The sequence below is a fragment of the Flavobacterium sp. genome, assembly GCF_004295795.1.
Lineage (GTDB): Bacteria > Bacteroidota > Bacteroidia > Flavobacteriales > Flavobacteriaceae > Flavobacterium.
The window spans coordinates 446476-470567 of record NZ_SEBR01000004.1 but is presented as its reverse complement, the minus strand read 5'-3'; the positions used below and the strand labels follow the sequence as shown (position 1 = coordinate 470567).

Sequence of the window (24092 nt, the reverse complement as noted above, 5' to 3'; positions counted from 1 at the left end):
TTACAAATTTTTGGTTTATGGCTTCTTCTGATTAGCGCAGGATGTATATCCAACCTGATTTCGTGACTCCGCTACCGTCGTTGAGTTCGAGCGTGTAGTAGTACGTTCCGGCAGGAAGCATCTTGTCCTGGTTGATCGGTCCGTTCTGGTTGGCCACGCCGTCCCAGTTGTTTAGGTAGCCGCGCTGTTTGTAGACCATGACGCCGTATCTGTTGAAAACCTGAAGCATGTTGTTCGGATAGTTTTCGATACAGTCGATGCGGAACGTCTCGTTCTGTCCGTCTCCGTTCGGAGTGAACTCGTTATACACGATGAGGCAGATCGGTTCTACCCAAGCCTCGGCTCCATTGTTCAGTACAGTCGAATCGTCAGGAACGGAATCTGCAATGTTCACCGCGTTCAGGTAACTTCCGGTAGGATTCACGGTCACAGTCACAGTCAATGTAGCCGATGTGTTTGCAGCGAGTGCAGGAATCGTCCACAATCCCGTTCCGGGAACATAAGTGCCGGCAGACGTATCGAAACTCACCAAAGTGTAACCTGATGGCAGATTCTCGTTGACAAGCACATCGGTAAAGTTGCTCGAACCGACGTTGTTCACGGTAATCGTAAAGGTCACCTGATCGCCGATTCCAGGATTGAACACATCAACCGTTTTCGAAATCGTAAGGTCAGAACAAACGTTGACGTTCACATTGAGCATAGCCGTCGCGGTGTTGCCGCAATTCGCATCGGTGTAAACCACAGTCAGCGCGCCAACGCCTATGTTCAGCCATTCGACCGTGATCGTATTGTCTGTCGAGCCACCGCCGGCGACAACTTGTCCGCCGACTACTGTCCAGAAATAATTGGTCATTCCGGCTTCTGTCGTGTACGTCACCTGTTCAGATACGCAAGATGTCGCAGCGCCGCCAGTGATCGTCGCCAATCCCGAACCAGAAACCATAACGTCGATCGCAAGTCTTACCGAGCTTTCGCAATTGCCTTGCACCAAAGCGGCATAATACATTCCGGTTTGCAATGGCGTTGTTGGCGTAAGGACTGTTCCGCCTGTCGCAGTCGTGTAGAAGACCACGTTGGGTTCGTTTACCTGCAGGTCGGCAACCGTCGGATTGTTCGCCAGACAGAATTGTTGTGAACTGTCGTTGGTAGTTGGCGTCGCAGGATTCACGATCGTGACTGCGATCTCCAATCTCACTGCACTTTCGCAACCGTTTGCGGCAATCGCGGCATAATACGTTCCGTTGGCCAAAGCCGTCGTAGGATCAAGAGCCGTTCCGCCAGTGGCAGTCGTGTAGAAAACCACTCCGGTTTCGTTGACCTGGATGCTCGCTACTGTCGGATTATCGGTTTGACAGAATTCCTGGGTCGCATCGTTCGTAGTTGGCGTTGCAGGATTTCCTACCGTAACCGCGATCTCGAGACGAATTCCGCTTTCGCAGACGCCATCTGAAAGGGCCGCAAAATACGTTCCGGTTACAAGTGGCGTCGTAGGAACAAGTGCCGTTCCGCCGGTTGCTGTCGTGTAGAAAAGCACTCCGGTTTCGTTCACCTGAATGTTGGCCACTGTCGGATTGTTCGCAAAACAGAAGTTCTGGCTTGCGTTGTTCGTGGTAGGCGTATTCGGGTTTCCGATCGTTACCGTAACCTCGAGACGTGTCGCGCTTTGGCAATTCACGTTTCCGAAAGCCGCATAGTAAATTCCGGCTACGAGTGGCGTCGTAGGGTCAAGTGTCGTTCCGCCTGTTGCGCCAGTAAAGAAAACCACGTTCGCTTCGTTCACTTGAATATCGGCAACCGTCGGATTATTGGCTTGACAGAAGTTTTGCGTGGCGCTGTTTGTCGTCGGAGTTCCCGGATCGTCGATCGTAACGGCAATCTCAAGTCGCACCGAGCTTTCGCATCCGTTCTCGACATTGGCCACATAATAAGTGCCGGCAGTCAAAGGTGTCGCAGGATCGATGGCCGTTCCGCCTGTCGCTGCGTTGTAGAAGACGACCGTGGTTGCATTGACCTGGATATTTCCGAATGTCGGATTATCGGCAATACAGAAAGTCTGTGTCGTATCGTTCGTCGTCGGAGCCGCCGGATCACTTACTGTTACCGCAATCTCGAGACGTGTTCCGCTTTCGCAGACGCCATCTGAAATGGACGCATAGTAAGTTCCGTTTGTCAAAGGCGTCGCAGGATCAAGTGCCGTTCCGCCTGTCGCAGTCGTGTAGAAAACCACTCCGGTTTCGTTGACCTGTATGTTGGCCACCGTCGGATTATTTACCAAACAGAAAGACTGGCTTGCACTGTTGGTCGTAGGCGTATCAGGATTCCCGATCGTTACCGTTATCTCGAGGCGGGTCGCGCTCAAACAAGTCACGTTTCCAAAAGCCGCATAATAGCTTCCGGCGACAAGCGGCGTTGTGGGATCAAGCGGCGTTCCACCGGTTGCGCTCGTGTAGAAAACCACTCCGGTTTCATTCACTTGGATATTGGCAACCGTCGGATTGTTGGCCGCGCAGAAGTTTTGCGTAGCGCTGTCGGTCGTAGGAAGTTCCGGATCGTCGATTATGACCGTGATCTCAAGTCTGATCGAGCTTTCGCATCCGTTTACGACATTGGCCACATAATAAACACCGGCCGTAAGCGGCGTCGATGGATCGAGAGGCGTTCCGACAGTAATTCCGTAGACGACCACATTCGGTTCGTTGACCTGGATATCGGCCACGGTAGGATTGTCCGCCAAACAGAAAGTCTGGGTCATGTTGTTGGTCGTAGGCGGCGCAGGATCGTTTACGGTAACGGCGATCTCAAGGCGCACATCGCTTTCGCAGACGCCATTGGTCAAGGCCGCATAATAAGTTCCTGTCATCAAAGGCGTTGCCGGATCGTAAGCATTTCCGCCATCGGCTGCATCGTAGAAAACCACTCCGGTTTCGTTCACCTGAATATTGGCGACCACCGGATTGTTCACGAAACAGAAATCCTGCGAATCATCGTTAGTCGTCGGTGTTCCGACAGAATCAACCGTAACGGCAATCTCGAGCCTTACCGAACTTTCGCAACCTGTTCCGGCTTCCACCAAAGTCACATAATAAGTTCCGGTGACCAAAGGTGTCGTGTCACTCAAAGGTGTTCCGCCCGTGGCAACGTCGTAAACGTTCACGTTGGTTTGGTTGATGGCCAGATCGGCAACCGTCGGATTCAAGCCCGAACAGAAAGTCTGTGTCGCATCGTCGGTAGTCGGAGTAGCTGGATTGCTGATCGTGACCGTGATGGCCAATCTGATCTCGCTTTCGCAAGTGCCGTCGACGATTGCCGCGTAGTAAATTCCGGCTACAAGCGGCGTTGTTGGATCAAAAGCCGTTCCTGCGATTGGAAGATTGTAGAAAACCACTCCGGTTTCGTTCACATGGATATCGGCAACCGTCGGATTGTTGGCCGCGCAGAAATTCTGGTTGGCATTTGTCGTGGTTGGCGTATCAGGATTTCCGATCGTCACGGTAATCGCCAGACGGATTTCGCTTTCGCAGACGCCGTCGGACAAAGTTGCATAATAGACGTTTCCGTCGACAAGTGGTGTCGTTGGAGCCAAAACGGTTCCGCCGATGGCCATGTCGTAAAAAAGGACGCCGGTTTCGTTCACCTGCAAATCAGCGACTGTCGGATTGTTGGCCGCGCAGAAATTCTGGGTTTCGTCAAGTGTGGTCGGAGTAGGCAATGCGCCAACTGTCACGATAACGGCCTCGAGGTTTCCGGCCTGGTTGATACAGGTCGTAGTGCTCGTTACCGCAACATAATAGGTGTAAGGACTGTTCGCATCGGTCAAACCTGTGATCGTGAGAACGCCTGTAGGTGAAATCGTGTAAGTCACGCCGCCCACGGTCAGTCCGTTTGTGATCGGTTGGGTCGTATCGTTCGTAAAATAGTAGGTGAAGACAGGATTTGTCAGTGAGCTCGACGGCGTGATCGTAGCCGTTCCGTCAAGACAGATTCCCGTATCGGAAACCGAAATATTTCCAGGTGTCGAGGCAGGCAAGATCGTAAAATTGATCTGCGTTCTGTCAGCCGGAGCTGTTTGGCAATATTCCGTTGAACTGAATCCGACGAAATACGTGTATGAACCTGGTGCAAGTCCCGTCAATTGAAGTGTCGCAGTCGATTGTCCGGCGATCAGAGTCTGTGTCGTGCCGTTGGACGAATACCAGTAGAATACAGGATTGGTGATCGTCAAAGCCGAGTTCAAGGTCGCGACCAAAGTCACGTTTCCGTCAGCGGCACAAATCGAGGTTTCGCTTCCGCCGTTGATCGTAACTGCTGAAATTCCGTTTGCCGGAGCGGTCGCAGTCACGTTTACCGTAACCGAGCCGCGGCTTAGGAAAGCACATCCGAAGCGAATGGGCTGAATCCAGTAAGTGCGAGGTCCGGCAGGTGTGTTGGCCGGAATCGTGAATGAGTTTCCGGTCGCCACGACGTTTCCGCCCACTTCGGCATCATACCAGATAAAATTGGTACAAGCGACCGGAGCGGCTTCAAGCGTAATGGTCTGACCTTGGCACACAGTGATCGTATTGGTTGGATCGGCACCGATGACGTGCGTATTGGCAAGTCTTTCGATGTCGTGAACGTTCAAGGATTCAAGTACTCCGGCAACGCCTCCAAATCTTATGCGAAGCCTGTCGAAAGGCGCGGTTGGCGTGAAAGTTCCGGCGGCAACCTGACCTCCGTTGAGCAATTGGAGTGAAAGTAGGGAAGAAGCAGATGCGGCGGCTCCCGAAGGCGCGTTGCCCAACATCGGCTGGATCGTGAGTCCGTTCAGCAAACTGAGGCTCAAAACCGTTCCGGGTCTTGAAAGCCTGATGCGAACCTGATCGCCCTGAACCGATGGCGTGTTGAAAACTACCGTCATTTCCGCGGCAGCGAGCACACCGACGCCGCTGAATATCGTGGCAGCCGTAGTCTGGCTCGCGTCGATGGCCTGGAAAGGATTCGTAACGCCAACCGTTGAGGTCAAAGCGCCCACTCCAAGGTCGACAACTCCATAAAGTACGTCTCTCGCATCGTCACCGCAGGCAACCTGAGTGGCCGGAGTCGCGTAGTAAGCTTCGAAAACTTTTGCGTTCTGCGCCAAACTTACAGTTGAGCCGATGATGATCCTTACGCCGTCATAGGCTTGCGGTCCTGATCCGTTTGCCGGCACGAAAGTGAATTCGAACGTGTTCTGTCCCGGAAGCAAATCGAGAATCGATCCCGAAACTGGTTGCGGATTCCCGATCTGGATTGGCGTTCCCGCTCCGTTTCTCTTTGTTCCGACTACCGAAAATCCGCCCAAAAGCGTCAATCCGCTGTATTCAGAACCGAGTTTTACGGTAACTGGCGTTCCGCCTGAAATCGTGGTTGGCCATTGCAAAGTCTGCCATGTCGTTCCTACGCCAAGCAGTCCGATTCCTGTCGTGATCGTCGAGAAGGTCTGAAGATTCTGGTCGACGGCATTCGGTCCGTTGGAAACGCCGCCAGTGATGATCGAACCCGAACTTTGGGTGGTGGCATAAACCGGTTGCGTCAACGGCGGACATTGTGTCGCGTCGATTACTGTAACGGTGATCGTGGTCGTGGCCGTACAAGTTCCCGTGGTAACGATTCCTGTAAACGTGTAAACGCCCACGGCAGTGAAAGCCGGAGTTACGTTAGAGGCCAAAGCCGTTCCGTTTTGATCGTACCACACGACTGTTCCATTTGGGGAAATCGCATTGAGCGTCACCGTGTTTCCGATGTTGGTCACGATGGCATTCGCCGGAACGTTGATCGTCGGTTGCGGCGTGATGGTTACGTTGACCGATGCCAAAGCCGATGCGCAAGTGCCGTTCGGACCTTGGGCTTGTATGAAATAAGTGCCGTTGGTCGTGATGTTCGCGGCAACTTCGGCGGTGATTGGAGCGTTGGCCGAGTTGAAGAACAGATAAGTGTTGTTCGGATCGAAATTCAAAATGGCATTGGCCAGATTCGCCGATCCGCAAGCTTGAAGATTCGCCTGCGCCTGAACGACCAACTGTTCCGAATACGTGACCACGACTTCCTTGAGCGTGCCAGCTGCATTCGTACAAAGTCCTTCGACCTGAAGCGCGATATAATAGGTTTGTGGCGAATTGGCCGCGGTAAGTCCGCTGATCGTAAGTGCGCCAGTCGTTGCGTCTTTTACATAGTTTACGCCCGGTGTGCCTGCAAAACCTGTCGTGATTTCCTGGGTCATGGCCTGACTGGTGTAGTATCGGATAACCGCATTCGGCAAAGCTGTCGTAGGCGTCAAAGTGATAGTTCCCTGACAGGCAGAAAGTGGAGAGGCGATATTGATATCAGCGGCCGTTGGAAGCGGAACGACATTCACGTTGATTCTCACTCTGGCCGATTGTTCCGGACATCCTGTGCGAACCGCGGCTACGTAATAAGCCGTTGTAGTATTCAGGACTGGGGTAACGAAAGGTTGGCCCGATTGCGTCGTAGCTAACGGCGTACCGCCTTGTGCCGCAGAAAACCATTGCAGTTCGTAGTTCGCGGCCGTGTTTGCCACGAGTGTCGCTGTGCTTCCGGCGCAAATTCTCGGATTCAAAGTGAACGGATCTGTTATTGTCGGGATTCTCGGTACGCGAGTGACTCCGAAAAGGTCGATACTTTGCTGTAATTGGACATTCAGCAACGAGTTGTAGCGCACCGTGATGCGGTTTGCGGGCTGTGTCGTCTGAAGTGAAATCGTCGCAATCTGGTTGGCCTGTAAAAGCCCGAGGACTTCTGGCGTGAGCAGTGATCCCAAAGTCACGGTCTGAACCGTATTCGGACCGTTTGCCGCAATGAATTGGATGCTGTTGGCCACGCCGACTTCCAACAAAGACGGACTCAATCTGAGCCTGATGTTGAATTGGTCGTTGGCATTGGAAACGCCGTCGAAGTAAACCGTTTGCTCGATCGATGCTGCCACGCCAAGGATTCCGAGACTCATCTGGGAGAAATTGGTCGTGCTGTCGTCTATCGCATTTTCAGGATTGGTCACTCCGGCTCCGGCAATCTGCAGCAAGTCGAGTGAGATACCGCTTCCGCTGAAAGACGTGTAGGACGGTTGTCCGCAATTGTCGGCGCTCGAAATGTAGAAACTGTCGTACACGTCGAGATTTCTCGTGTTGAAAAGTCCGACAAGACTTCCCAGGCGATTCGTCAGACGGATGCGATTGTAGGCTTGTGCAGGTGTAATGGCAATGAAGAAATCTCCATTCTTGTCTTTCACGATGCGCAGCCGGTTGGTCGCAAATTCGCCAATGTCCTGGCTGTCGCCTTGAAGAATTACGGTGCCGTCGTTTTTGGCTTGTACCGTAAATTCCTGGTTTCCGATCAATACACCGCCCAAAACATTCGACAAAAGTCCGCCAAGGCTTCCTCCTAGAAGGGCAGGCAAGAGGTTGTCGTCTGTTCTGATCTTGATGAATGACGTTGTGTTCGCGGGTAGCGTCGATCCGTACTGGAGTTCGACATGGCCCGAATAGGCCCCGATTCCCAAGGCTAATCCCGAACTGGCCCGAACACGTGCATGGGTGGTGAGGTTCCCATCTACAGCGTTCGCATTGTTGTCGGAATTACTTTGGCTTGAAATCGTCTCAGCGTAAACTCTTACCGACTGAGCAGTAACGCTCTGTGAGGATAAAATCGGTAAAAGTAAAAGCAAGATGTACAGGAACCCGTACATCCTAGGGAATGTAGAATTCAATTTCATAAAGTAAAATGTTAAGTTAATAGTAAGGTGTGGGGATCAAAGAGTATTTTTAACTATATCATTGTCTATTGTTTTAAAAATTAAGTTTTGTTTAATTGTTTGGTGTTTGAAAAATTTTATATTTGTCCACTGCTGTTTCTGTTTTTAAATACCACCTTACTTACAGACTGCGAGAGATTTCAAAAACAAAACTCCATAATGTCGCAAATTGTGATATTTGGAAACCCAGAACTAATCCGTCGATTGCGGGTTGTTTAAGGCCAACAGGCGTATAAATTGTAGCCCCCGACGATTTATATGGTTGAATTTTAACAAGAATTCATAACCATATTTTTATCTGCTGAGATAAAGATAACACACGTTTTGCGATTATGCAAGAAAAAAACTCACAAAATGCGAATGATGTTATCAATCGTTTAAAATTTTTATTGAAACTCAAGACTGATATTCAGCTTTCAGAGTTTCTTAACATCAAGCCAAACACCATTTCTACTTGGAAAAAGCGCAATAGTCTAGATTACGAAACAATAATCTCAATTTGCGATTTGTACGAGCTCGATCTTAATGAGGTTTTTCTTAATAAAAAGACTTTTGCGGATGCCGCAGGATCGACTCCGCTCATCACGAAGGAAGTGCAGTTCCAGTATGCAGCCGGAGCTGGCAGACCAGCTTTGTTAGAGAATGTTCCCAAATACAGTTTTCCGTTTATTGACGCGGCGAACTCGATGGCATTTCAGGTAGTAAGCAACAATATGTTTCCGCTGATCGACGAGAATTCGTTCGTTTTATGTAGCGCTTCGACAATTTCGGACGTTAAACAAAACAAGGTTGCCGTCGTCGTCGCCAAATCGAAAGGGATTTTCCTGAATCGCGTGACTTCCGAAGGATTCAAGAACGGTCAGCTTCACTTATTGAACGAGAATGATTTCTATAACGACATCGTGCTGGACGAATCGGAAATCGATGAGGTTTGGCTGGTGAAAGGCGTGCTTTCTTATGTGGTAAATACAGAAAGCAAGTTCACTTTCATCAACGACAGCCTCAAAAAGATCGATAGCTTCATCAAAAAGAACGAGATTACAGATAAGCGATAGGCTATTCTCGAAAGAAATGAATTTTTTTTCACCCGACTTGCGTTTGATTTCTAGGTCGTTATAAAGAGGAATTGCAATACTTTATTTTTTTGCCCAAAAATTGTTTGCAAAACAAAAAAGCGTTGTTATATTTGCAACCGCTAACGGAAACGGTGGCAGACTTATTGGAGAAATGGCAGAGTGGTCGATTGCGGCAGTCTTGAAAACTGTTGACTGTAACAGGTCCGGGGGTTCGAATCCCTCTTTCTCCGCAACAAAAGCCGGAAACTTTTCAGTTTTCGGCTTTTTTATTTTATGGCCGAAAGGTCAAGCTCCGCTTGAGCCTTTAGGCCATAAAATAAAAAAGCGAACGCTTGCCAAAGCGTTAGGCTTTTGTTGCAAGGATTCTCCTTTTGGGATCCACGAAGTAATCCCTCTTTCTCCGCTGAAATGCTTTTAAAGCACTTTAAAACCCCGTAAATCGCAGGATTTACGGGGTTTTTTGTTTTGTACAAATCATTTGGAATCGAATGAAACCAAAAAATAGGTGGAGGGAAAAATTTGATCGCTACTTCCACCTATTTTCTTTGGAGCCCTTGTAAGATAAGGCTGTTCAGAAAATAAACATCTTGGCCCGATTTGATAGTAAAAACTAATTTAGTACTATCAAGATAAAGATCGCTACAAAAATTTCCGCCTTATTTTATTTGAAAAGATCTAAGCCAACGTTAAAGACCTTGTTCCGCTTTTCCAACGCATCACTGTAAATAGCGAGGGATATGATTGTAGCGCAGGTAAGCTTGTTGATCCAGCGAAATTGTCGAACGCGGTCAGCGAAATATCATTGACATGAAACTGGTTCTTGCCAAAATTTATTTCCCTGAAGGAACTAACGGAACGCTGAAGCATAACGAACAAATTGGTTTGCCAGACCCTCAAATTACCATGGGGCAACAACAAGCGCAGGGTTTCGCGTGCAGATTTTGTGCAATTGAAGGCCCTGGCCTTGCTTTTTTACAACCTGTGCTGACCTTTACTTTCTATTTCTTCTTTTGTTTTAGAAATGATCACAGGGTAAAATTTCTCCTAAAAGTCACTGTCTAAAAAGAATATTCCATTCGAAAAAATAGTTTCCTGCCCGAAGATTGGCTGTTGGAAATTGGATTATTTAATGCCACATTGATGTTGCTTCGGAGATAAATTCCGGCGGGCGCGAAGGTTTTGGAAGGATGTCCCCAAAATAAAGTCAAAGCATCCCGGACAAATGGCGAAATTCTAAAACGGCATTTTCCGGGATGTAGAAAAAGCAGTGCATTTGATGGTTGATCACGAGACAGGTGGTGCTGTCCAAAAAAGTGTGACAGAAAAAACCTGGTGCGTTGGCCGCGCGCGTGGAACTTTGCGATATGACTTACATCCCGGTACAATCGTAGCCTTTTTTGAAACCTGTAACCTTTGTAGTAATTTGGAGTGAGCACGGTCTGACAATACCAATGTTGAAAATCAGAATGCTTGCGACTGGCAGTGCGATTTCAAAACGTTTAACTGGTTGAACTTTTTTATCGACACGATGGATGAACTTTACAGTATGGAAAATATAAACACAATTGAAAAAAGCATCCTCATTTATGTCAGCGCCTGGAATGAATGGGAGCCGGATGCGATTCGGGAAAAAATTGATCAATGCTGGGCGCCAAGGGGAACCTACGCGGACAAGCGCAACGAAACCGTATCCGGAACCGATGCTTTGACAGACCTCATCTTGCGCTCCCATGAATCGATGGGGCAACGGACAATGGAAATTTCAGGCCCTCCCGAGATCCACTTTAAAAAAGGACGTTTTTATTGGCTTGCAATCCGCCCTGATGATTATCCTATTCTGGGTATGGACTATTTCGAATTCGATGATAAGAACCTTATAACACGTATTGTGGGCTTTTTTTAAAAAAACAGAAACTATGATAACATTGCCAAATTTTGAATCGGGAAAAGGCCCGGTATCGATGTTCAACCTTGTGAAATTTAAGGACAGGGAGTATTATTTCGAAACCTATATTCCTGCTTTTGAACAGGCTTGCGCGGAGTTGGGATTGGAAGGCGTGAGAGTGTATATGGTCAATGACGTGGTTGCCAATATTCTTGGATCTGAAGATGATGACTGGGATGCCTTCGTGATCGTGGAGTATCCGGATGCGAATGACTTTAAGAAAGTGGCAGAAAGCGAAGCTTACCACAGAATTGCCGAACCTCACAGACTGGCCGCGCTTTCCGACCTTAAACTTTTTATGACAAGGCGCAGTGAACCATAATGCGTAAATTGCGTTATGCAGGAACTTATTTTGTCCAATTTTGCGATGCACGTTAAGCTGAATCTTGCCGAACAGGAAAAAGTGCTTTCGTTACTTCTTGAAAAAAAAGTAACGAAACGCACTTTCTTGTTGATGCCCGGCGAAGTCGAACGCCATATCTATTTCGTAAAAACCGGCTGCCTGCGCATGCTTTACACTGACGACAACGGGTATGAGCATACGATTTCCTTTCACCCTGAAAATTGGTGGTCGTGTGACATCGTCAGCTTTTTCAAAGAGAAACCCGCCGTCAATTCCATACAGGCCCTTGAAGACACAGAGGTATACTACATGTCTTTACAACAGCTTGAGGAACTGTTCATCGAAATCCCAAAATTCGAGCGCTTCTTTCGCATCCTTACCCAGAACGGTTACGAACTCTACCAGCGAAGGATTACCTCAAGTGTGTCTAAACCGGCAGAAGATCGATATTTGGAATTCAGGAAACTTTATCCGGGATTGGAGCACCGCATCGCCCAAAAACACATTGCTACTTATTTGGGCATAACGCCTGTATTTTTGAGCATGATGCGAAAGAGTAAGAAGTTATAGTTAGGAGGATTGGAAAACATAAGATCGGTTTCGGTAATCAGAATTTTGAATATGCGATCGCAAGCCGTTTGAAAATGCCAAAAGCCTACTAACTTTGCGGGTCATTATGAGCCTGCACGATACATCAAACCAATCAGCGAAAGAATCAGTATCGATAATTCGGTACCGTACTGACAATCCGATCGTCAAAGCCAAAATCGTGTTGAAGCAAAATTTGTTCACGTTTTTAATACAAGGTGAAAAATCGGTTCACTTTGCAGGGGAGCGGTTATCTGTGAAGCCAAATCAGTTTGTACTGTTAACAGCCGGAAATTGCCTGATGACGGAAAAAACAGCAATCGCGGGAGCGGATTATCACAGCTTACTGATGTTTTTTGACGGACAGTTGCTGCGTGATTTTTTTGTGCGCCATCCCTTCAATATCGCAAAGCCTGACATGACCAAAGCCAAGGCTTGTCTGTTGTTTGAGAAAGATTCTTTTTTGGAAAACTTCGTGCGATCGCTGGAATCCATACTTGAGGTGAAGGACGCCGTACATTACGAATTATGCAAGACCAAACTGGAAGAATTGCTGCTCTATATTTCTGGAAAGTATCCGGAAAAATTGATGGAGATACGAAATACCACCAATGAAACTAGCCAGGAATTGATTGTACGGAAAGCGGTCACGTCACATATAGGCGATGTGACAAGCGTTGACGAACTGGCATTTTTGTGCAATATGAGCCTTTCTACCTTCAAACGCCGATTCGCCGCCATCTACGGTACGAGCCCCAGTAAATGGTTGCTGGAAAAGCGAATGGATAAGGCGGCCAAATTGCTTCGGCAAGAAAAACTCACGGCAAGTGAGATCTACGTTGAACTTGGGTATGAGAACCTGTCCAGTTTTATCCAATCCTTCAAGCAACGATACGGGATGACTCCCAAACAGTATCAAATGTCCAGTTTGGACGTTTAGCGACACTTTCTGAACGATATCCCATCAGCCGACAGTAGTGTCCTCGGTTACCTTCGTACTACTAAAAAAACAGTACGATGCAAAACATGAAGGATTACTTTTTACAACTGGCGGAATACAATGCCTGGGCAAATAACCGGGCAATAGGTTGGATCACACAGATCAGCGACGAGCAATGGGAACGAAAGCTCGAAAGCAGTTTTGGCAGCATCAGGGAAACCGTTATTCACATTGCGAGTGCCGAAAAAATATGGGTTGATTTTTGGGCAATTACTCCCGAGCCTGTCTATCTGTCTTCTTGGTTCAATGGCACTAAGGAAGAACTGATCGCCATTTGGCAAAAGGCTTCAGCAGATCTCAAAAAAAACGTAGAAAATCAACCGGACGATAAGTTCGGACAAGAGGTGAATTTCGTATACTCGCACGGCGGCACTGGCCAAATGCCGTTTTGGCAAACTTTCGGTCACATCATCAATCACTCTACTTATCATCGTGGGCAACTCGTAACCTTACTGCGCACGTCAGGTTTTGTACGTTTGGGCAATACTGATTTGGCCACGCACTATCTTACCAATTATAATGCTAAAATATAATCCATGGAAAGTAAAAACCCTTAAAGCATACCGTTTAAGGGTTCTCGATACAGTAATTGTATTGTAAAAGCGTTTTGCCGTCCCGCTAACACCTTACTCTTCAAAAGAGGTCGAGTAAGACAATCTCTTCCATTTTTCCATTTCGGACTTCACGAGCGCCTGGCCCAGGCCTTTGGAAGCACCTGTGACCAACCAAACTTTAGCGCTCATCATCCTTTTTCAGGAAGATCATGCCGCCGTGATACAAAACGCCGTCCCTGAACTCGCCATCTGCACTGAAGCCGGTGTCGTCTTTGTAATCGATGTGATTCCCCGAGACGACAAAGCTGCCCTGATAGGCACTTTTTTTAGTGCCGCGCGCTTCGTCGTAACGGTTGCTTGGCAAGAGTTCCTGTTTAACATATCCGTCTTTTGTTACCCACATTCCCAGGTAATCTTTTGTTTCTTCCATTGTCGTTTCCATACTTTCAAAATTTAAGTGTATTAAATGCGAAAAGAATTCGGGGCTCAACACCCCGAAATCTTGTCACTTCTTGATCCTCAATAAGTGGCTGTAGCCCATAATCCTGAAGGCCCGCTCGGTCAGGGCTTCCCTGACGCCATTGCCGGGTTCGGCTACCCAGTCGGAGTAATCCACGGTATCCCTTAACGGCCTCTCACCTCTGGGCATCGCTATCAAATCGGCTATTTTGTCGGCGACGCTCTGGATTGGGGCATCCCCGAATCGGAAGAGGTTACGCAGCCCCGGCTCATAATTGTCGTAATCCTGTTGCAAGGAACCATAGTCCTTCAGGACGGATTCGTCTTTCGGGAACTCGGCCGTCGCGAAATGGGACGTGCCTTCCATGTAGACACCCGGCATCAGGATGGTGGTTTCGATACCGAACTGGCTGATCTCATAGGCCGTGTTTTCGGCCAAAGCGTCCAACGCCGCTTTCCCTACCACGTATGGCGTCATGAACGGAGCGGTAATGTTGGTGATACCGCTGCCCACGTAGAGAATAAGGCCGCTTCGCTGCTTACGCATGTACGGAAGTACGGCCCTGTTGAGCCTGTGCGCCCCGAGCAGATTGGTGTTCAGCGAACTTGTGAACTGCTCTGGCGTAAACGCTTCGGAAAAGCCGATGAACAAGTGGGCGGCATTGTGGACGATAACGTCTATGGTGCCTTCTTTCTCCATTATGACCTGCAAAGCGCTCCGACAGGAATCGTCTTTGTGGATGTCAAGGTCGACAATGTTGACGTTTTTGCCATTCTTTTCCACCTCATCGATCAAACGACTGGACTTTTGGATGTTCCTTCCTTGCGGATCGCGGATTCCCGCGTATACGATGTGGCCCTGGAGGGCAAGTGTCAAGGCGGTGTGATACCCCATGCCGGAGCCCGCACCTGTAATAAGTACTACTTGAGTTTTCATTTTGTAAGATCTAGATGTTTACGATCTGGGTCGAAGTTGCCAGACCTTCGTAAAAGGCGAGGTCGTTCTGGATAATGCCAATTTTGCGTTTGGCGACGGAGTAAGCATCTTTGCCGAGAAAGAGATGTACTGGCGAGCTTTCTTTTTCGGAAATTCCGATGAGGATTTCTACGCCTTTTTCGGGATCGTTCGGTTGGTTCCCGTTGATCTCATTGAGGTGATTCTGCTCGGACTCACGCGCACTTTTGTACTCCGCGATGGGGTTTGCCGCTCTTTTGACGGAGTCGCCGGTAAGGAATTCGGTACGGAAGTAGCCCGGGTAAACAAGGGTCACGTTCACGTCGAAATCTTTCATCTCCTCGGCAAGTGCTTCGGTGAATCCCGCAACTGCGAATTTGGTGGAGCAATAGACCCCGAAGACCGGATAGCCGCCATCGTAACCGCCAATCGAGGCGATGTTGAAGATGTGTCCGGATTTTTGCTTTCTGAGGAATGGCGCGGCATTGCGAATCACGTTCAGGGAACCGTAAACGTTTACCTCAAAGTTGTCTTTCACTTCGGCGTCGGTCAGTTCTTCCAATGTGCCGATAAGGCTGTAACCGGCATTGTTCACGATGACGTCGATTTGCCCGAAGTGGGCTACGCACGATTGGATGGCGTTTTTCACGTCTTGGTTGTCGACCAAATTCATCTTGAGAGGCAGAAACGATTCTGATGGCTGACCGATCAATTGCACGAGCGAGTCTACCGTCCTGGATGTTGCCGCAACCCGATATCCTTTTGACAACAGTTTTTTCACGAGTGTAAGTCCAAGGCCTTTTGAGGCACCTGTGACAAACCAAACTTTACCTTGTTTCATAATTTTAAGTTGTTAATTAATGATGAAACAAAGTTATTGTGACCGTACCTGTCTGGAATTGAAGCAATCAATCGAGAAGTTGAACAAATCAAATAATCGATTCCAGACGGTAGGCTTTTGGTGATTTGTGGACGGCTTTCCGGAAGAAATTGATGAAATGCGACAACTCTTCGAACCCAAGGCAGCGTGCAATTTCGTTGACGTTCCAAGTAGTTTGCTTCAACAGGATCTTGGACTCCTGCACTATCCTTTCTGAAATCAGCCCGGAGGTGGTCTTTCCGGTTGTTTCCTTGAGTGCTTTGTTAAGATGGTTGACGTGGATGTTCAGTTGATTTGCAAATTCAGAAGGTGAACGAAAAGATACCGTCTGGTTCAGGTCTTCAATGGGAAATTGGCGCTCCAGCAAATCCATGAACAAGGAAGATACACGCTCGGTGCCGTTTGATTTCATTTGCGACGGGGCTTTGAGCGTAGGCTGCAGCTTCAATGATAAGTGTATGATTTCGAAAATCTGGTTTCTAATGGCGTCATACTTAAACGGATAATCGGAATCCAGTTCCTGGAACATTTTCAGGAAGATGCTTTCGAACAGGGGAATCTGCTCTTTTTTGATTTCGATTATGGGATTGCCATCGGGCTGGAACATCGGATACTCTTTGAACGCACCGAACTGATTGAAGAAATCCTTTGAAAATATGCAGAAAAAACCGGTCTGTTTTTCATCGATAAAATCCCAGCTGTACGGAATGTGTGGATTCGCGAACAAGATTGCCTGCTCCTGTATCACTATTGATTTATCTGCGTAGTAGATATTGTTTTTTCCGACAATCAGGCTGACCTTGAAAAAATCTTTCCTGCTGTATGGCACCGGTTTGCTGTGAACGCCCGCGTATTCATCAAGCCTGAAAACGTTGAAATGTTCTAGTCCTGCATTTAAGTTTGCAGGGATATCTTCCACTTTTGTTTTATAAAAATTCTCTATTGATTGAGATGGCTCCATGTTTTTCTAGTAACAATTGGTAAAATACAATTCTGTTTAAATTTATGAAATTCCCCAATAGCTATTGATCTTGATCAGATTGTTATATAGTCAAATCTATAGTATGTCGCGACCTTAAGCGATTGTCATCTGAATATATTCGTTCATAGCATTACTTTTCTAGGTGCCTTATTAATGTTGGTTTTCAGGACGTGCATTTTTTTGATTTAGGATTTATGCGTTTCGGGTAATTTGCCAACTCCGGATTGGGCCGCACGTTCGGAGCCCAAACACCAATTGTTATCTATGTTAGGCGGCATCCGGGACAGTATCGTGGAACTAATAAACACACCAATGAGTACGATGGCTGATGGCGCAATCAGTGAAATTGTTCGTTAAAAACTTTACGAAGAGCTTACATCGCGGTTGCAGCATAAAGAAAGAATTGTAAAATGTTGTAACCGCAAGGGATTTATTTTTTTAACGCGATCGCCGGCAGTTTTTTAGTAGGTTAGGGGATATCTTACTTTAAGGATTCCGAACTCCCTTGTCAGAGAACATCTCGATGAGGCGGCTAGTTTGATTCGCAGCTTCGTGACGATCAATACAAAGTGGGAGCGGCGTAGTAGGAACTGAAAGCGGTACGATAATATGGCAATAGTGTGGAGCAACGCCACCCTCCAAAGTAATTTAATCACACGCGATAGATGAAATTTTTTCCAAGTACGGATTACGAATTTAAACTGAGCGGCAATCAGGTCGAGGCGATGGAAAGGCTTGAAAGAAGAACCGGAAAGTCAAGGGTCGCAGCGGCTAATCGACCTGAAAAGTCTTTTCTGGGTAGCGTTGATCAAAACCGCTTCACGCTCACCAGTTCACAAATTGGCGCCGGTGCGTTGTGTAAGCTTTCCGGGAAAATAGATAATGGCGTTGGCCGTGTAAAGGTAGAACTGAAGATGGCATTCAAAATAGTGTTTTCGGCCGTTTTTATTTTGCCAATTGGCGGGACGATATCTGAAATTTCGAAGACACCCGATAAAGCCTTGCTATTTGTCATAGTGGGCATCCTGCAATTCCTGATGATTCGTTTTTTCTTTATCGAATATTTCTTCTTTCGTCGATCTGCAAGAAAAAGCCTGGACAGGCTGAGCGATGTGCTTGACATAGAAAGCATAAAAAAGGTTTAGGCTGTGACACAGCGATTGCCTTTGAACCGAAATTATGCGAATTCATCACAGAAAGTGAACAGGTTAGCCAACCCTATACAAACGCATTTTTATATCTAAAATAATATCGTCACACCGGTTGTATCCGGTTTATCTTGATGTAAAGCTTTCGTCACCGCAGCATACGTAATCACGCTCAAGATACTTCTGCCAAAAGTCCCTGCGGTCGATCGCAAACTACCTGAAGTACAGGGAAAGCCGATAGCAAATCGGCCTCATATTTGGCGATCTTTTCCAAGAATACTTCCTTTTTTCCAACGCCTTTCCTTTCTAGGAACCAAGCAGTCCTTCTTCTTTTTCGTATCCATTAGGGTTGGGTTGTGTTGACTACAAAATATTGGATAGGTGTTTTTCCGGAATCCGATAGGGATTTGCATATTCCGAAATAACTGAAATATAGTAACTTACAGTCGTCGCTTTGATAGTTTGTCATCAGGTGATCTCTTGATGGAATAAATCAATTATTACTATAAATCAAATCTCATGAAAAAAATTTATGTTGTTTTGGGAGTACTGTCTATACTGGTTTCATACTCTCAGAAAAGAAACTTTACAGACAAAGGAAAAATCAATGTTTACGGCGAAACGGTGTGCCTCACTGTCACGGAGAATCCGGTTTGCGTGGACAGCTGCAAGAAGGCCGATGGCAGTTCGGTTTTAATCGGAGCTCTTGCTGCGACAGTAATTCCAGCGGTGGTTGACTTTATGGTTCCTGTAATCAAGCAAAAGGTCAAAAACAATGCATTGTCTTATACTGGCACATACAAAGCCGTTGTTTCGCGACATAATTTCTACAGCAAAAAATCCGAGGCATTGCTCCCGTCGTTCAAGATCGACCGTACGATTCTGGTTAAGGAAGGTGATGGGATCGTTCCAAGGCAAGCCACACAGATAGCTGTAGGTTCGGAGATTTCCAACGATAAAACAGCCTTTAGATTTTCTATTGCGGATGATTTGATCTACAGCTACAGTAAGGCGAAGACAACAGGTGATTACGATTATTTGGATCTACAGATCGAGATAAAGGTAAAATCGATGTCTGTAGTCAAAGGCGAACAAAAATTGATCGAGCTAAGAACTGTGCTGATCGACGTTCCTATCGTCCACGTTGGCACGACAAACAAGTTACGAAATACCTATTACAGTGGCTGGATTCCGCTTCCCGCAAGATCGCAAAGTAAAGGTGAGGTCAAAACAAAAACTACCGATCAAAAAACGACATCCACCAGTAAAGACAAAAAGTCTGCTGTCGTGGTTGAAAAGATTGAAAGCGAAAAAACAGAAAATGGTTTTGTCGATATTGATGGACCTAGTTGTCAATACGAACTTGAAGTTATAGTAACGGAGACAAATCCATACAAGATAAGGGCGGAAAATAAAAAAGAAATGATCGACGCTTCCAGCGAAGCCGGCGCAGCTGTTTTAAAAGCGCTAACTGCAGGATTGATAAAATCGGACGATAATGAATAGCTATAATCCAATGGCAATCAGACTTGCAATAGTATTGTGGTTTGGACTTTTCTTCATATCATGCAAGAATGAAAAAAACGAGAAGAATGAATCTGGCTCGGAAGTTTTTCCTGAAGAAAAATTCGTACAGTCGATTCCAGACGAATTCATACTAAGATATACTGACAAAGTGGTAGATAGCATGGACACGAATAAAGCAAATTTCGATGGAACAGAAAGGGCTGGAACCAACAAACGTGCTGTGGCAAATAAACTTGCAACCGAGCTGAGAAAGTTAGATTCCAAAGCGACAGTTCTAGGGTTTACGGAACGTTTCGCTTTGATAAAAACAGGACTGGGGAAAAATGCGTTGTCCTCGCTTCTCGGATCTAGCAGGATTCAATCTGTCCAACAGAATTATGTGATCAAATTCAAATTTGAGGAGATCAGGAAATTCACCGGTTCAACCAAAGAGCATATTCCTTGGAATATTTTGCGGGTGGGAGGTGGACGGTATTCTGTCATAAATGCGCGGGCTTGGGTTTTGGATACTGGGGTAGATCAAACTCACAAGGATATCAATTATGATGTGAGCTATTCAGCTTCATTTGTACCTGGCGAAGTAGCGGGTCGTGATTCGAAGGGACACGGAACGCATATTGCGGGCATAATCGGTGCGAGAGCGAACGGAGAGGGAGTCGTTGGCGTCGCACCGAACGTCAGAATTAGTTCAGTCAAGGTCATAGATAAGGATGGATCATTGAATTACGGCCGGTATTTGCAAGCCCTCGACTATGTCGCGTTGCATGCTGAGAGCGGCGATGTGGTCAATTTAAGTTTCGTCAGTAATCAGATCGAACCGAATGCAATCGAATTGGAGCTGTTGGAGCTGATTGTCGGGAAAGCTTCCATAGTGATAGCGGCCGGTAATGCGACCAATAATACAAATGGAGTGCGTCAGGATATCAATGATGTCCCAAAAGTATTTCCTGCTGCCTATAACATGCAAGGCGTTTATACTGTCAGTGCCTGCGACAAAAACGATCAACTCGCGTCGTTTTCGAATTACGGATTAGGTGTCGATTATGCCGAACCAGGTGTCGAAATTTTATCTACAGTGCCCGGTGGCTATGGTTATGACAGTGGGACAAGTATGGCCGCTCCTCATCTTGTGGGACTGCTACTCAAAGGAAACGTGAAATCGAACAGCTTTCTAAAAAGTGACCTGGACGGCCAGCCTGACCCTATCGGTACAAACTAATAATGCATCTATCATGGATTCTTTGAAAGAAATTTTTGGCGCGGTTGAAATAATTTTGCGATACGTCGTTTCGGGCTTCATAGCACTTTTGTCCTTGTCCTATTTGGACAACGTGTGTTTTGATTTGCTTTGCGATTTCTCGCTGATCTCGCCCTGGCTAATTTTTGGGATAGCAATCATCGTAGGAATATCTCTTTATGCGATACATCAGGCTTTATTCGACAAATTTTTTTACCAGAGGTGTCTGATCACATATTTGAAAAAAAGGGTTTTGGATCCGCGCCTTTACAGCGATGTGGTCGAGAGAAGGAAACAGCTGAATGAGGTCAAGAGCAACGAGTCGTCTGGAAATATATCGGCGACAGAGATCCGTTTCGAATTGTTCAGCCAGAGTTACCTTAGGAGAGCGAGTGGCAATGAGACGATACTTGCAATTCAAAAAATAATGGATCAGAAACTTGCTTTACTTAACTTCCTGTATTGCGCATCATATTCACTGCTCATTTCACTGATTCTTGGGTTCGGGCATCAATTTTTCTCGGAAAATAGTAGGATCACAACTTTAGATTTTTTTCATTTCGGGGTAATTTTAGCAATTTTGGTAGTTACTATCATGGCAGCGTTTAGATTGGATCTCAGAGTCACCGAAAGAGAAATGTGGGCAATCCAACATTACTACATCGAGCACTTTTCAGTAAGTGAACCTTCTAAACCCGTACGGAAAGCTGTTTTCATTGAAAAAGAGGAAGAACCAAATGATTGAAGTATGGATAACGAGCAAAGTGGCTATTTATCAGTATTTTTCCCACGGATTCCTTGATGATTACGAAGCAATCCCACTTTCCGCCAAGCGGATATTTTTCCGCGACGTCAACTCGCTATAAGATCACAAAGCCGCGATGGGTCGTGCCTTCTCAAATTTCGCAGCGATACGCGATCTGCAAAAAGAACGAAAACGGGTGTGCAAAGTCGTGCTGTATCCTTTGGCTTGATTGGAATTGAAGTCTGCAAAATAGAGTCTCATGAAGCGGGAGCATTTCTCTGAAACTCGTAGATAGATAGACTAGATGTAATAAAAAAGGCCTCCAACAGGAAGCCTTTTTGCTTTAGGATCATTTGGTGCCGCTACCAATGGAAGAACCCGGACCGCTAGTTGTGCCCGCGGCATTCGGTTTATTTACTGCGCCATTGCTGCCTTTATTTTCGGTTCCTGTGGTCGCGCCTGTTCCCGATCCGCTGTTTTTACTGCTGCCATCCGCTGCCGGTGTCATTGTGCCCGAAGCGTTCTTCGTAGTATTGGCGTTTTGGGTTTTCGTTTTGCCTGTACCTTTTTTGCCTGCCATTGGCTTTTTCTCTTTTCTGCTTCCGTTGTCTCCGGTCGTTCCCGTCGACGCAGGCGAAGTGTCGGTGCCCATTGTGCCGTTTTGCGCTTTAGTTGTCGTTGCGTTTTCCTTCGTTTTCTGTTCCGTCTTCATTTTGTCGGGCGAACGATTTTCTGTCTGAGCCGATGCAACGCCAAAACACAGCAATGCGGCGAGCGATAAAAATGCATTTTTCATGATAGTCGTATTTGGATTGTTGTTTTATTTCCGAAAGGTCAATATGTCTTTCTTAAGCATAAAGGTCTTGGATTGCCGCTGAAAGACATTACAGGATTATCCTTTCACGGGGCAAAGTTTCACAGCTACGACAGAAGATGTTTGACAGAAATCGGTGCTTCCGACAATCCGAAACATAGAAACTGCCATGAAATCACCACGGCTTTCATCGAGCTGTCGCCGAATCGGGTTGCTCTCCGAAATATCCGCCAAAGTATTTGATTGGCGACCAAGAAGGAACGACGTCAGGCAATTGCGGACTCAAGGAACGGTATTCTTGGACGCCATACACGACTCTTCCGCCAACGACGGTCAGCACGGCAGCAAGATTTTTGATCTCATCTTCGGCCACCGTGAAATAATCCGCATCCAAAAGCGCAAAATCGGCCAGATTTCCAGGTGCGATCCTGCCTTTATCACTTTCCTGATTTTCGAACCACGCGGCGCCTATCGTATATAATTTCAAGGCTTCTTCTCGCGTAAGGCGGTTGTCCTGTGCCAAGACGGTCGAACCCGAAACAGATTTGCCGGTGACCATCCAACTGAATCCAAGCCAAGGATTGCAAGAGGAAACCCGAAATGCGTCAGAGGTCATGGCCAACGGTATGCCGCTGTCGAACATAGCGCGCAACCTTGGCGTATACAACGCCTTTTCCCTGCCATGCGTTTTGGCGAATGCGTCTCCGTGAAGGAACATCTTGTTGTCCAAAGCGATGCCTCCCCCCAATTTCCTGACGCGTTCAACGTTTTCCATCGACAGTGTTTCCGCGTGTTCAATGCTCCAACGCATACCGTCAAGTGGCGTGGTCCGGTTCACTTTTTCGAGCGCGTCCAAAAAAGGCGTCGCGTTTTCATTGTAGGTAAGGTGCATCCGGAACGGGATTCTTTTTTCGATGAGTTTGCGCAGGTCTTCTTCGGCATATTTCATAATTTTTTCCTTCGGAATGATCACGGCCGGTTCGTCGAAATTCTCGTGGTCGTGCAGTTCAGGCCTGATCAGTTCACCCGTTCCCTCATATTCGTGGCCGTGCTCCATCGTCGGATGCAAATTTTGTCCGGGACTTATCGGGGCTAATTTCGTGATGCGCTCGATTTCGTTGTCTACCCAATTACTGTCGGGATTCAAATCAAGGCCAAGGTCGACGAACGGAAAACGCACATTGAGTCTGTTTTCCCGGATAAGTGTCTGCAAGGGAGCGTGTCCTTCGGGATAACCGATGATGCTGGCGCATTCGATTACCGAAGTGATCCCAAACCTGTTGAGTTCCTTGATGACGTAGGTTAGCGAGCTCACTTCTTCTTCGGGCGTCGGTCCCGGCGTCAACCCTTCGAGGGCGATGAACATGAACGTATTTCCGGTGATCACCCCGTTGTAATTTCCCTTTTTGTCTTTGTGGAGCTTTGTGCCATCGGGCATCTGAAACTTTGCTGTTCCCACACCCAAAGCTTTCCTCGCGGGTTGGTTTAGAAATCCCCAATTGTAGGCATAATGGAGCAGCAGCGGCCGGTTTGGAACGGCTTTGCTGAGTTCCTCGGGGGTAGGCATCCGGTTTTCGGCAAACTGATAAGGCGACCAGCCGCCGGTCACTCTTACCCATTGGCCTTCGGGCGTGCGCGCTGCCTGTTCTTTCAGCATCTCTAGTGCGCGTTTTAGTGTCGGAACGCCGTCCCATCTGACCTTGTGGTTGAAATTTCTTTCGTTGAGCGGATGGATGTGCGAATCCTGCAATCCCGGAATGAGTCGCCTGCCTTGTGCATCGATGATTTTGGTGTGGGAATCCTTCATGGCAAGAATCTCTGCGTCGTTGCCAACCGCATAGATTCGTCCGCCTTTTACCGCCAATGCCGAGGCCGTCGGTTGGGCAGCAGTTTGGGTGGTAATTTTGGCGTGGTGCACGATCATATCCGCACCAGATTGGCCGTGGAGTCCAATCGAAAGCATTGCCGTACAAAAAAGTGTAATTGTCTGTTTCATGATCTATTTTAGTTTGCGATTTCCTGATATTGCCGGCTTTTGGATTGCGGGACG

Annotated in this window: 18 protein-coding genes and 1 tRNA gene; 12 read left to right on the top strand and 7 right to left on the bottom strand. The window is 47.1% G+C overall.

Going from position 1 to position 24092, the window contains the following annotated elements:
- Nucleotides 1-31 precede the first annotated feature (31 nt).
- Nucleotides 32-7723 (bottom strand): gliding motility-associated C-terminal domain-containing protein, encoded by a 7692-nt coding sequence (locus EOO49_RS05480; protein WP_290843522.1) that lies wholly within the window; start codon nucleotides 7721-7723, stop codon nucleotides 32-34.
- A 398-nt stretch (nucleotides 7724-8121) separates the two neighbouring features.
- Between EOO49_RS05480 and EOO49_RS05475 the strand changes: the two genes are divergently transcribed.
- From EOO49_RS05475 to EOO49_RS05440, 8 genes are all read left to right on the top strand, one after another.
- Nucleotides 8122-8844, top strand: coding sequence for a helix-turn-helix domain-containing protein (locus tag EOO49_RS05475; protein WP_290843520.1), 723 nt, complete (start codon nucleotides 8122-8124; stop codon nucleotides 8842-8844).
- A gap of 166 nt (nucleotides 8845-9010) precedes the next feature.
- Nucleotides 9011-9095: transfer RNA gene (locus tag EOO49_RS05470), tRNA-Ser, on the top strand.
- A 577-nt stretch (nucleotides 9096-9672) separates the two neighbouring features.
- Nucleotides 9673-9927 carry a hypothetical protein gene (locus tag EOO49_RS05465; RefSeq protein ID WP_290843518.1) on the top strand — a complete coding sequence of 85 codons (255 nt, stop codon included), beginning with the start codon at nucleotides 9673-9675 and terminating at the stop codon, nucleotides 9925-9927.
- A gap of 445 nt (nucleotides 9928-10372) precedes the next feature.
- Nucleotides 10373-10768 (top strand): hypothetical protein, encoded by a 396-nt coding sequence (locus EOO49_RS05460; RefSeq protein ID WP_290843516.1) that lies wholly within the window; start codon nucleotides 10373-10375, stop codon nucleotides 10766-10768.
- A 13-nt stretch (nucleotides 10769-10781) separates the two neighbouring features.
- Nucleotides 10782-11132: a DUF1330 domain-containing protein gene (locus EOO49_RS05455; RefSeq protein WP_290843514.1), complete on the top strand. Its 351-nt coding sequence runs from the start codon at nucleotides 10782-10784 to the stop codon at nucleotides 11130-11132.
- A 45-nt stretch (nucleotides 11133-11177) separates the two neighbouring features.
- A complete protein-coding gene (locus EOO49_RS05450) occupies nucleotides 11178-11723 on the top strand; it encodes a Crp/Fnr family transcriptional regulator (protein ID WP_290843512.1) in 546 nt (181 codons plus the stop codon).
- A gap of 106 nt (nucleotides 11724-11829) precedes the next feature.
- A complete protein-coding gene (locus tag EOO49_RS05445; RefSeq protein WP_290843510.1) occupies nucleotides 11830-12681 on the top strand; it encodes an AraC family transcriptional regulator in 852 nt (283 codons plus the stop codon).
- An 86-nt stretch (nucleotides 12682-12767) separates the two neighbouring features.
- Nucleotides 12768-13274, top strand: coding sequence for a DinB family protein (locus EOO49_RS05440; protein WP_290843508.1), 507 nt, complete (start codon nucleotides 12768-12770; stop codon nucleotides 13272-13274).
- A gap of 199 nt (nucleotides 13275-13473) precedes the next feature.
- Here EOO49_RS05440 and EOO49_RS05435 read toward each other — a convergent pair whose 3' ends face one another.
- From EOO49_RS05435 to EOO49_RS05420, 4 genes are all read right to left on the bottom strand, one after another.
- Nucleotides 13474-13737, bottom strand: coding sequence for an Atu4866 domain-containing protein (locus EOO49_RS05435; protein ID WP_290843506.1), 264 nt, complete (start codon nucleotides 13735-13737; stop codon nucleotides 13474-13476).
- 63 nt (nucleotides 13738-13800) lie between these two features.
- Entirely contained in the window at nucleotides 13801-14691 is an 891-nt protein-coding gene (locus tag EOO49_RS05430) for an SDR family NAD(P)-dependent oxidoreductase (protein WP_290843504.1), read from the bottom strand.
- A 10-nt stretch (nucleotides 14692-14701) separates the two neighbouring features.
- Entirely contained in the window at nucleotides 14702-15550 is an 849-nt protein-coding gene (locus EOO49_RS05425; RefSeq protein WP_290843502.1) for an SDR family oxidoreductase, read from the bottom strand.
- Nucleotides 15551-15638: 88 nt separating this feature from the next.
- Nucleotides 15639-16550 carry a helix-turn-helix transcriptional regulator gene (locus EOO49_RS05420; RefSeq protein ID WP_290843499.1) on the bottom strand — a complete coding sequence of 304 codons (912 nt, stop codon included), beginning with the start codon at nucleotides 16548-16550 and terminating at the stop codon, nucleotides 15639-15641.
- A gap of 686 nt (nucleotides 16551-17236) precedes the next feature.
- Here EOO49_RS05420 and EOO49_RS05415 point away from each other — a divergent pair.
- From EOO49_RS05415 to EOO49_RS05400, 4 genes are all read left to right on the top strand, one after another.
- The gene (locus EOO49_RS05415; protein WP_290843497.1) at nucleotides 17237-17716 is read left to right on the top strand and encodes a hypothetical protein; all 480 of its coding nucleotides are present in this window, start codon (nucleotides 17237-17239) and stop codon (nucleotides 17714-17716) included.
- Between the two features lie 522 nt (nucleotides 17717-18238).
- Nucleotides 18239-19225, top strand: a complete 987-nt coding sequence (locus EOO49_RS05410) for a hypothetical protein (RefSeq protein ID WP_290843495.1) — start codon at nucleotides 18239-18241, stop codon at nucleotides 19223-19225.
- The gene (locus EOO49_RS05405) at nucleotides 19218-20465 is read left to right on the top strand and encodes a S8 family serine peptidase (RefSeq protein WP_290843493.1); all 1248 of its coding nucleotides are present in this window, start codon (nucleotides 19218-19220) and stop codon (nucleotides 20463-20465) included. The genes EOO49_RS05410 and EOO49_RS05405 overlap by 8 nt, the downstream gene beginning before the upstream one ends.
- On the top strand, nucleotides 20425-21228 hold the full coding sequence (locus tag EOO49_RS05400; protein ID WP_290843491.1) for a hypothetical protein: 804 nt from the start codon (nucleotides 20425-20427) through the stop codon (nucleotides 21226-21228). Before EOO49_RS05405 ends, EOO49_RS05400 begins: the two co-directional genes overlap by 41 nt.
- Before the next feature lie 349 nt (nucleotides 21229-21577).
- On the opposite strand, the gene EOO49_RS05395 is transcribed toward EOO49_RS05400, so the two are convergent.
- Both EOO49_RS05395 and EOO49_RS05390 read right to left on the bottom strand, forming a co-directional pair.
- Nucleotides 21578-22024 (bottom strand): hypothetical protein, encoded by a 447-nt coding sequence (locus EOO49_RS05395; RefSeq protein ID WP_290843490.1) that lies wholly within the window; start codon nucleotides 22022-22024, stop codon nucleotides 21578-21580.
- A 205-nt stretch (nucleotides 22025-22229) separates the two neighbouring features.
- Nucleotides 22230-24038, bottom strand: a complete 1809-nt coding sequence (locus EOO49_RS05390) for an amidohydrolase (protein ID WP_290843489.1) — start codon at nucleotides 24036-24038, stop codon at nucleotides 22230-22232.
- Nucleotides 24039-24092: the final 54 nt, after the last annotated feature.

What these genes read in the sequence shown, in the direction of transcription:
- EOO49_RS05480 (WP_290843522.1), bottom strand. Translation starts at nt 7,723, where the DNA reads ATGTACGGGTTCCTGTACATCTTGCTTTTACTTTTACCGATTTTATCC.
- EOO49_RS05475 (WP_290843520.1), top strand. Translation starts at nt 8,122, where the DNA reads ATGCAAGAAAAAAACTCACAAAATGCGAATGATGTTATCAATCGTTTA.
- EOO49_RS05465 (WP_290843518.1), top strand. Translation starts at nt 9,673, where the DNA reads ATGAAACTGGTTCTTGCCAAAATTTATTTCCCTGAAGGAACTAACGGA.
- EOO49_RS05455 (WP_290843514.1), top strand. Translation starts at nt 10,782, where the DNA reads ATGATAACATTGCCAAATTTTGAATCGGGAAAAGGCCCGGTATCGATG.
- EOO49_RS05450 (WP_290843512.1), top strand. Translation starts at nt 11,178, where the DNA reads ATGCACGTTAAGCTGAATCTTGCCGAACAGGAAAAAGTGCTTTCGTTA.
- EOO49_RS05445 (WP_290843510.1), top strand. Translation starts at nt 11,830, where the DNA reads ATGAGCCTGCACGATACATCAAACCAATCAGCGAAAGAATCAGTATCG.
- EOO49_RS05440 (WP_290843508.1), top strand. Translation starts at nt 12,768, where the DNA reads ATGAAGGATTACTTTTTACAACTGGCGGAATACAATGCCTGGGCAAAT.
- EOO49_RS05435 (WP_290843506.1), bottom strand. Translation starts at nt 13,737, where the DNA reads ATGGAAACGACAATGGAAGAAACAAAAGATTACCTGGGAATGTGGGTA.
- EOO49_RS05430 (WP_290843504.1), bottom strand. Translation starts at nt 14,691, where the DNA reads ATGAAAACTCAAGTAGTACTTATTACAGGTGCGGGCTCCGGCATGGGG.
- EOO49_RS05425 (WP_290843502.1), bottom strand. Translation starts at nt 15,550, where the DNA reads ATGAAACAAGGTAAAGTTTGGTTTGTCACAGGTGCCTCAAAAGGCCTT.
- EOO49_RS05420 (WP_290843499.1), bottom strand. Translation starts at nt 16,550, where the DNA reads ATGGAGCCATCTCAATCAATAGAGAATTTTTATAAAACAAAAGTGGAA.
- EOO49_RS05415 (WP_290843497.1), top strand. Translation starts at nt 17,237, where the DNA reads ATGAAATTTTTTCCAAGTACGGATTACGAATTTAAACTGAGCGGCAAT.
- EOO49_RS05410 (WP_290843495.1), top strand. Translation starts at nt 18,239, where the DNA reads ATGAAAAAAATTTATGTTGTTTTGGGAGTACTGTCTATACTGGTTTCA.
- EOO49_RS05405 (WP_290843493.1), top strand. Translation starts at nt 19,218, where the DNA reads ATGAATAGCTATAATCCAATGGCAATCAGACTTGCAATAGTATTGTGG.
- EOO49_RS05395 (WP_290843490.1), bottom strand. Translation starts at nt 22,024, where the DNA reads ATGAAAAATGCATTTTTATCGCTCGCCGCATTGCTGTGTTTTGGCGTT.
- EOO49_RS05390 (WP_290843489.1), bottom strand. Translation starts at nt 24,038, where the DNA reads ATGAAACAGACAATTACACTTTTTTGTACGGCAATGCTTTCGATTGGA.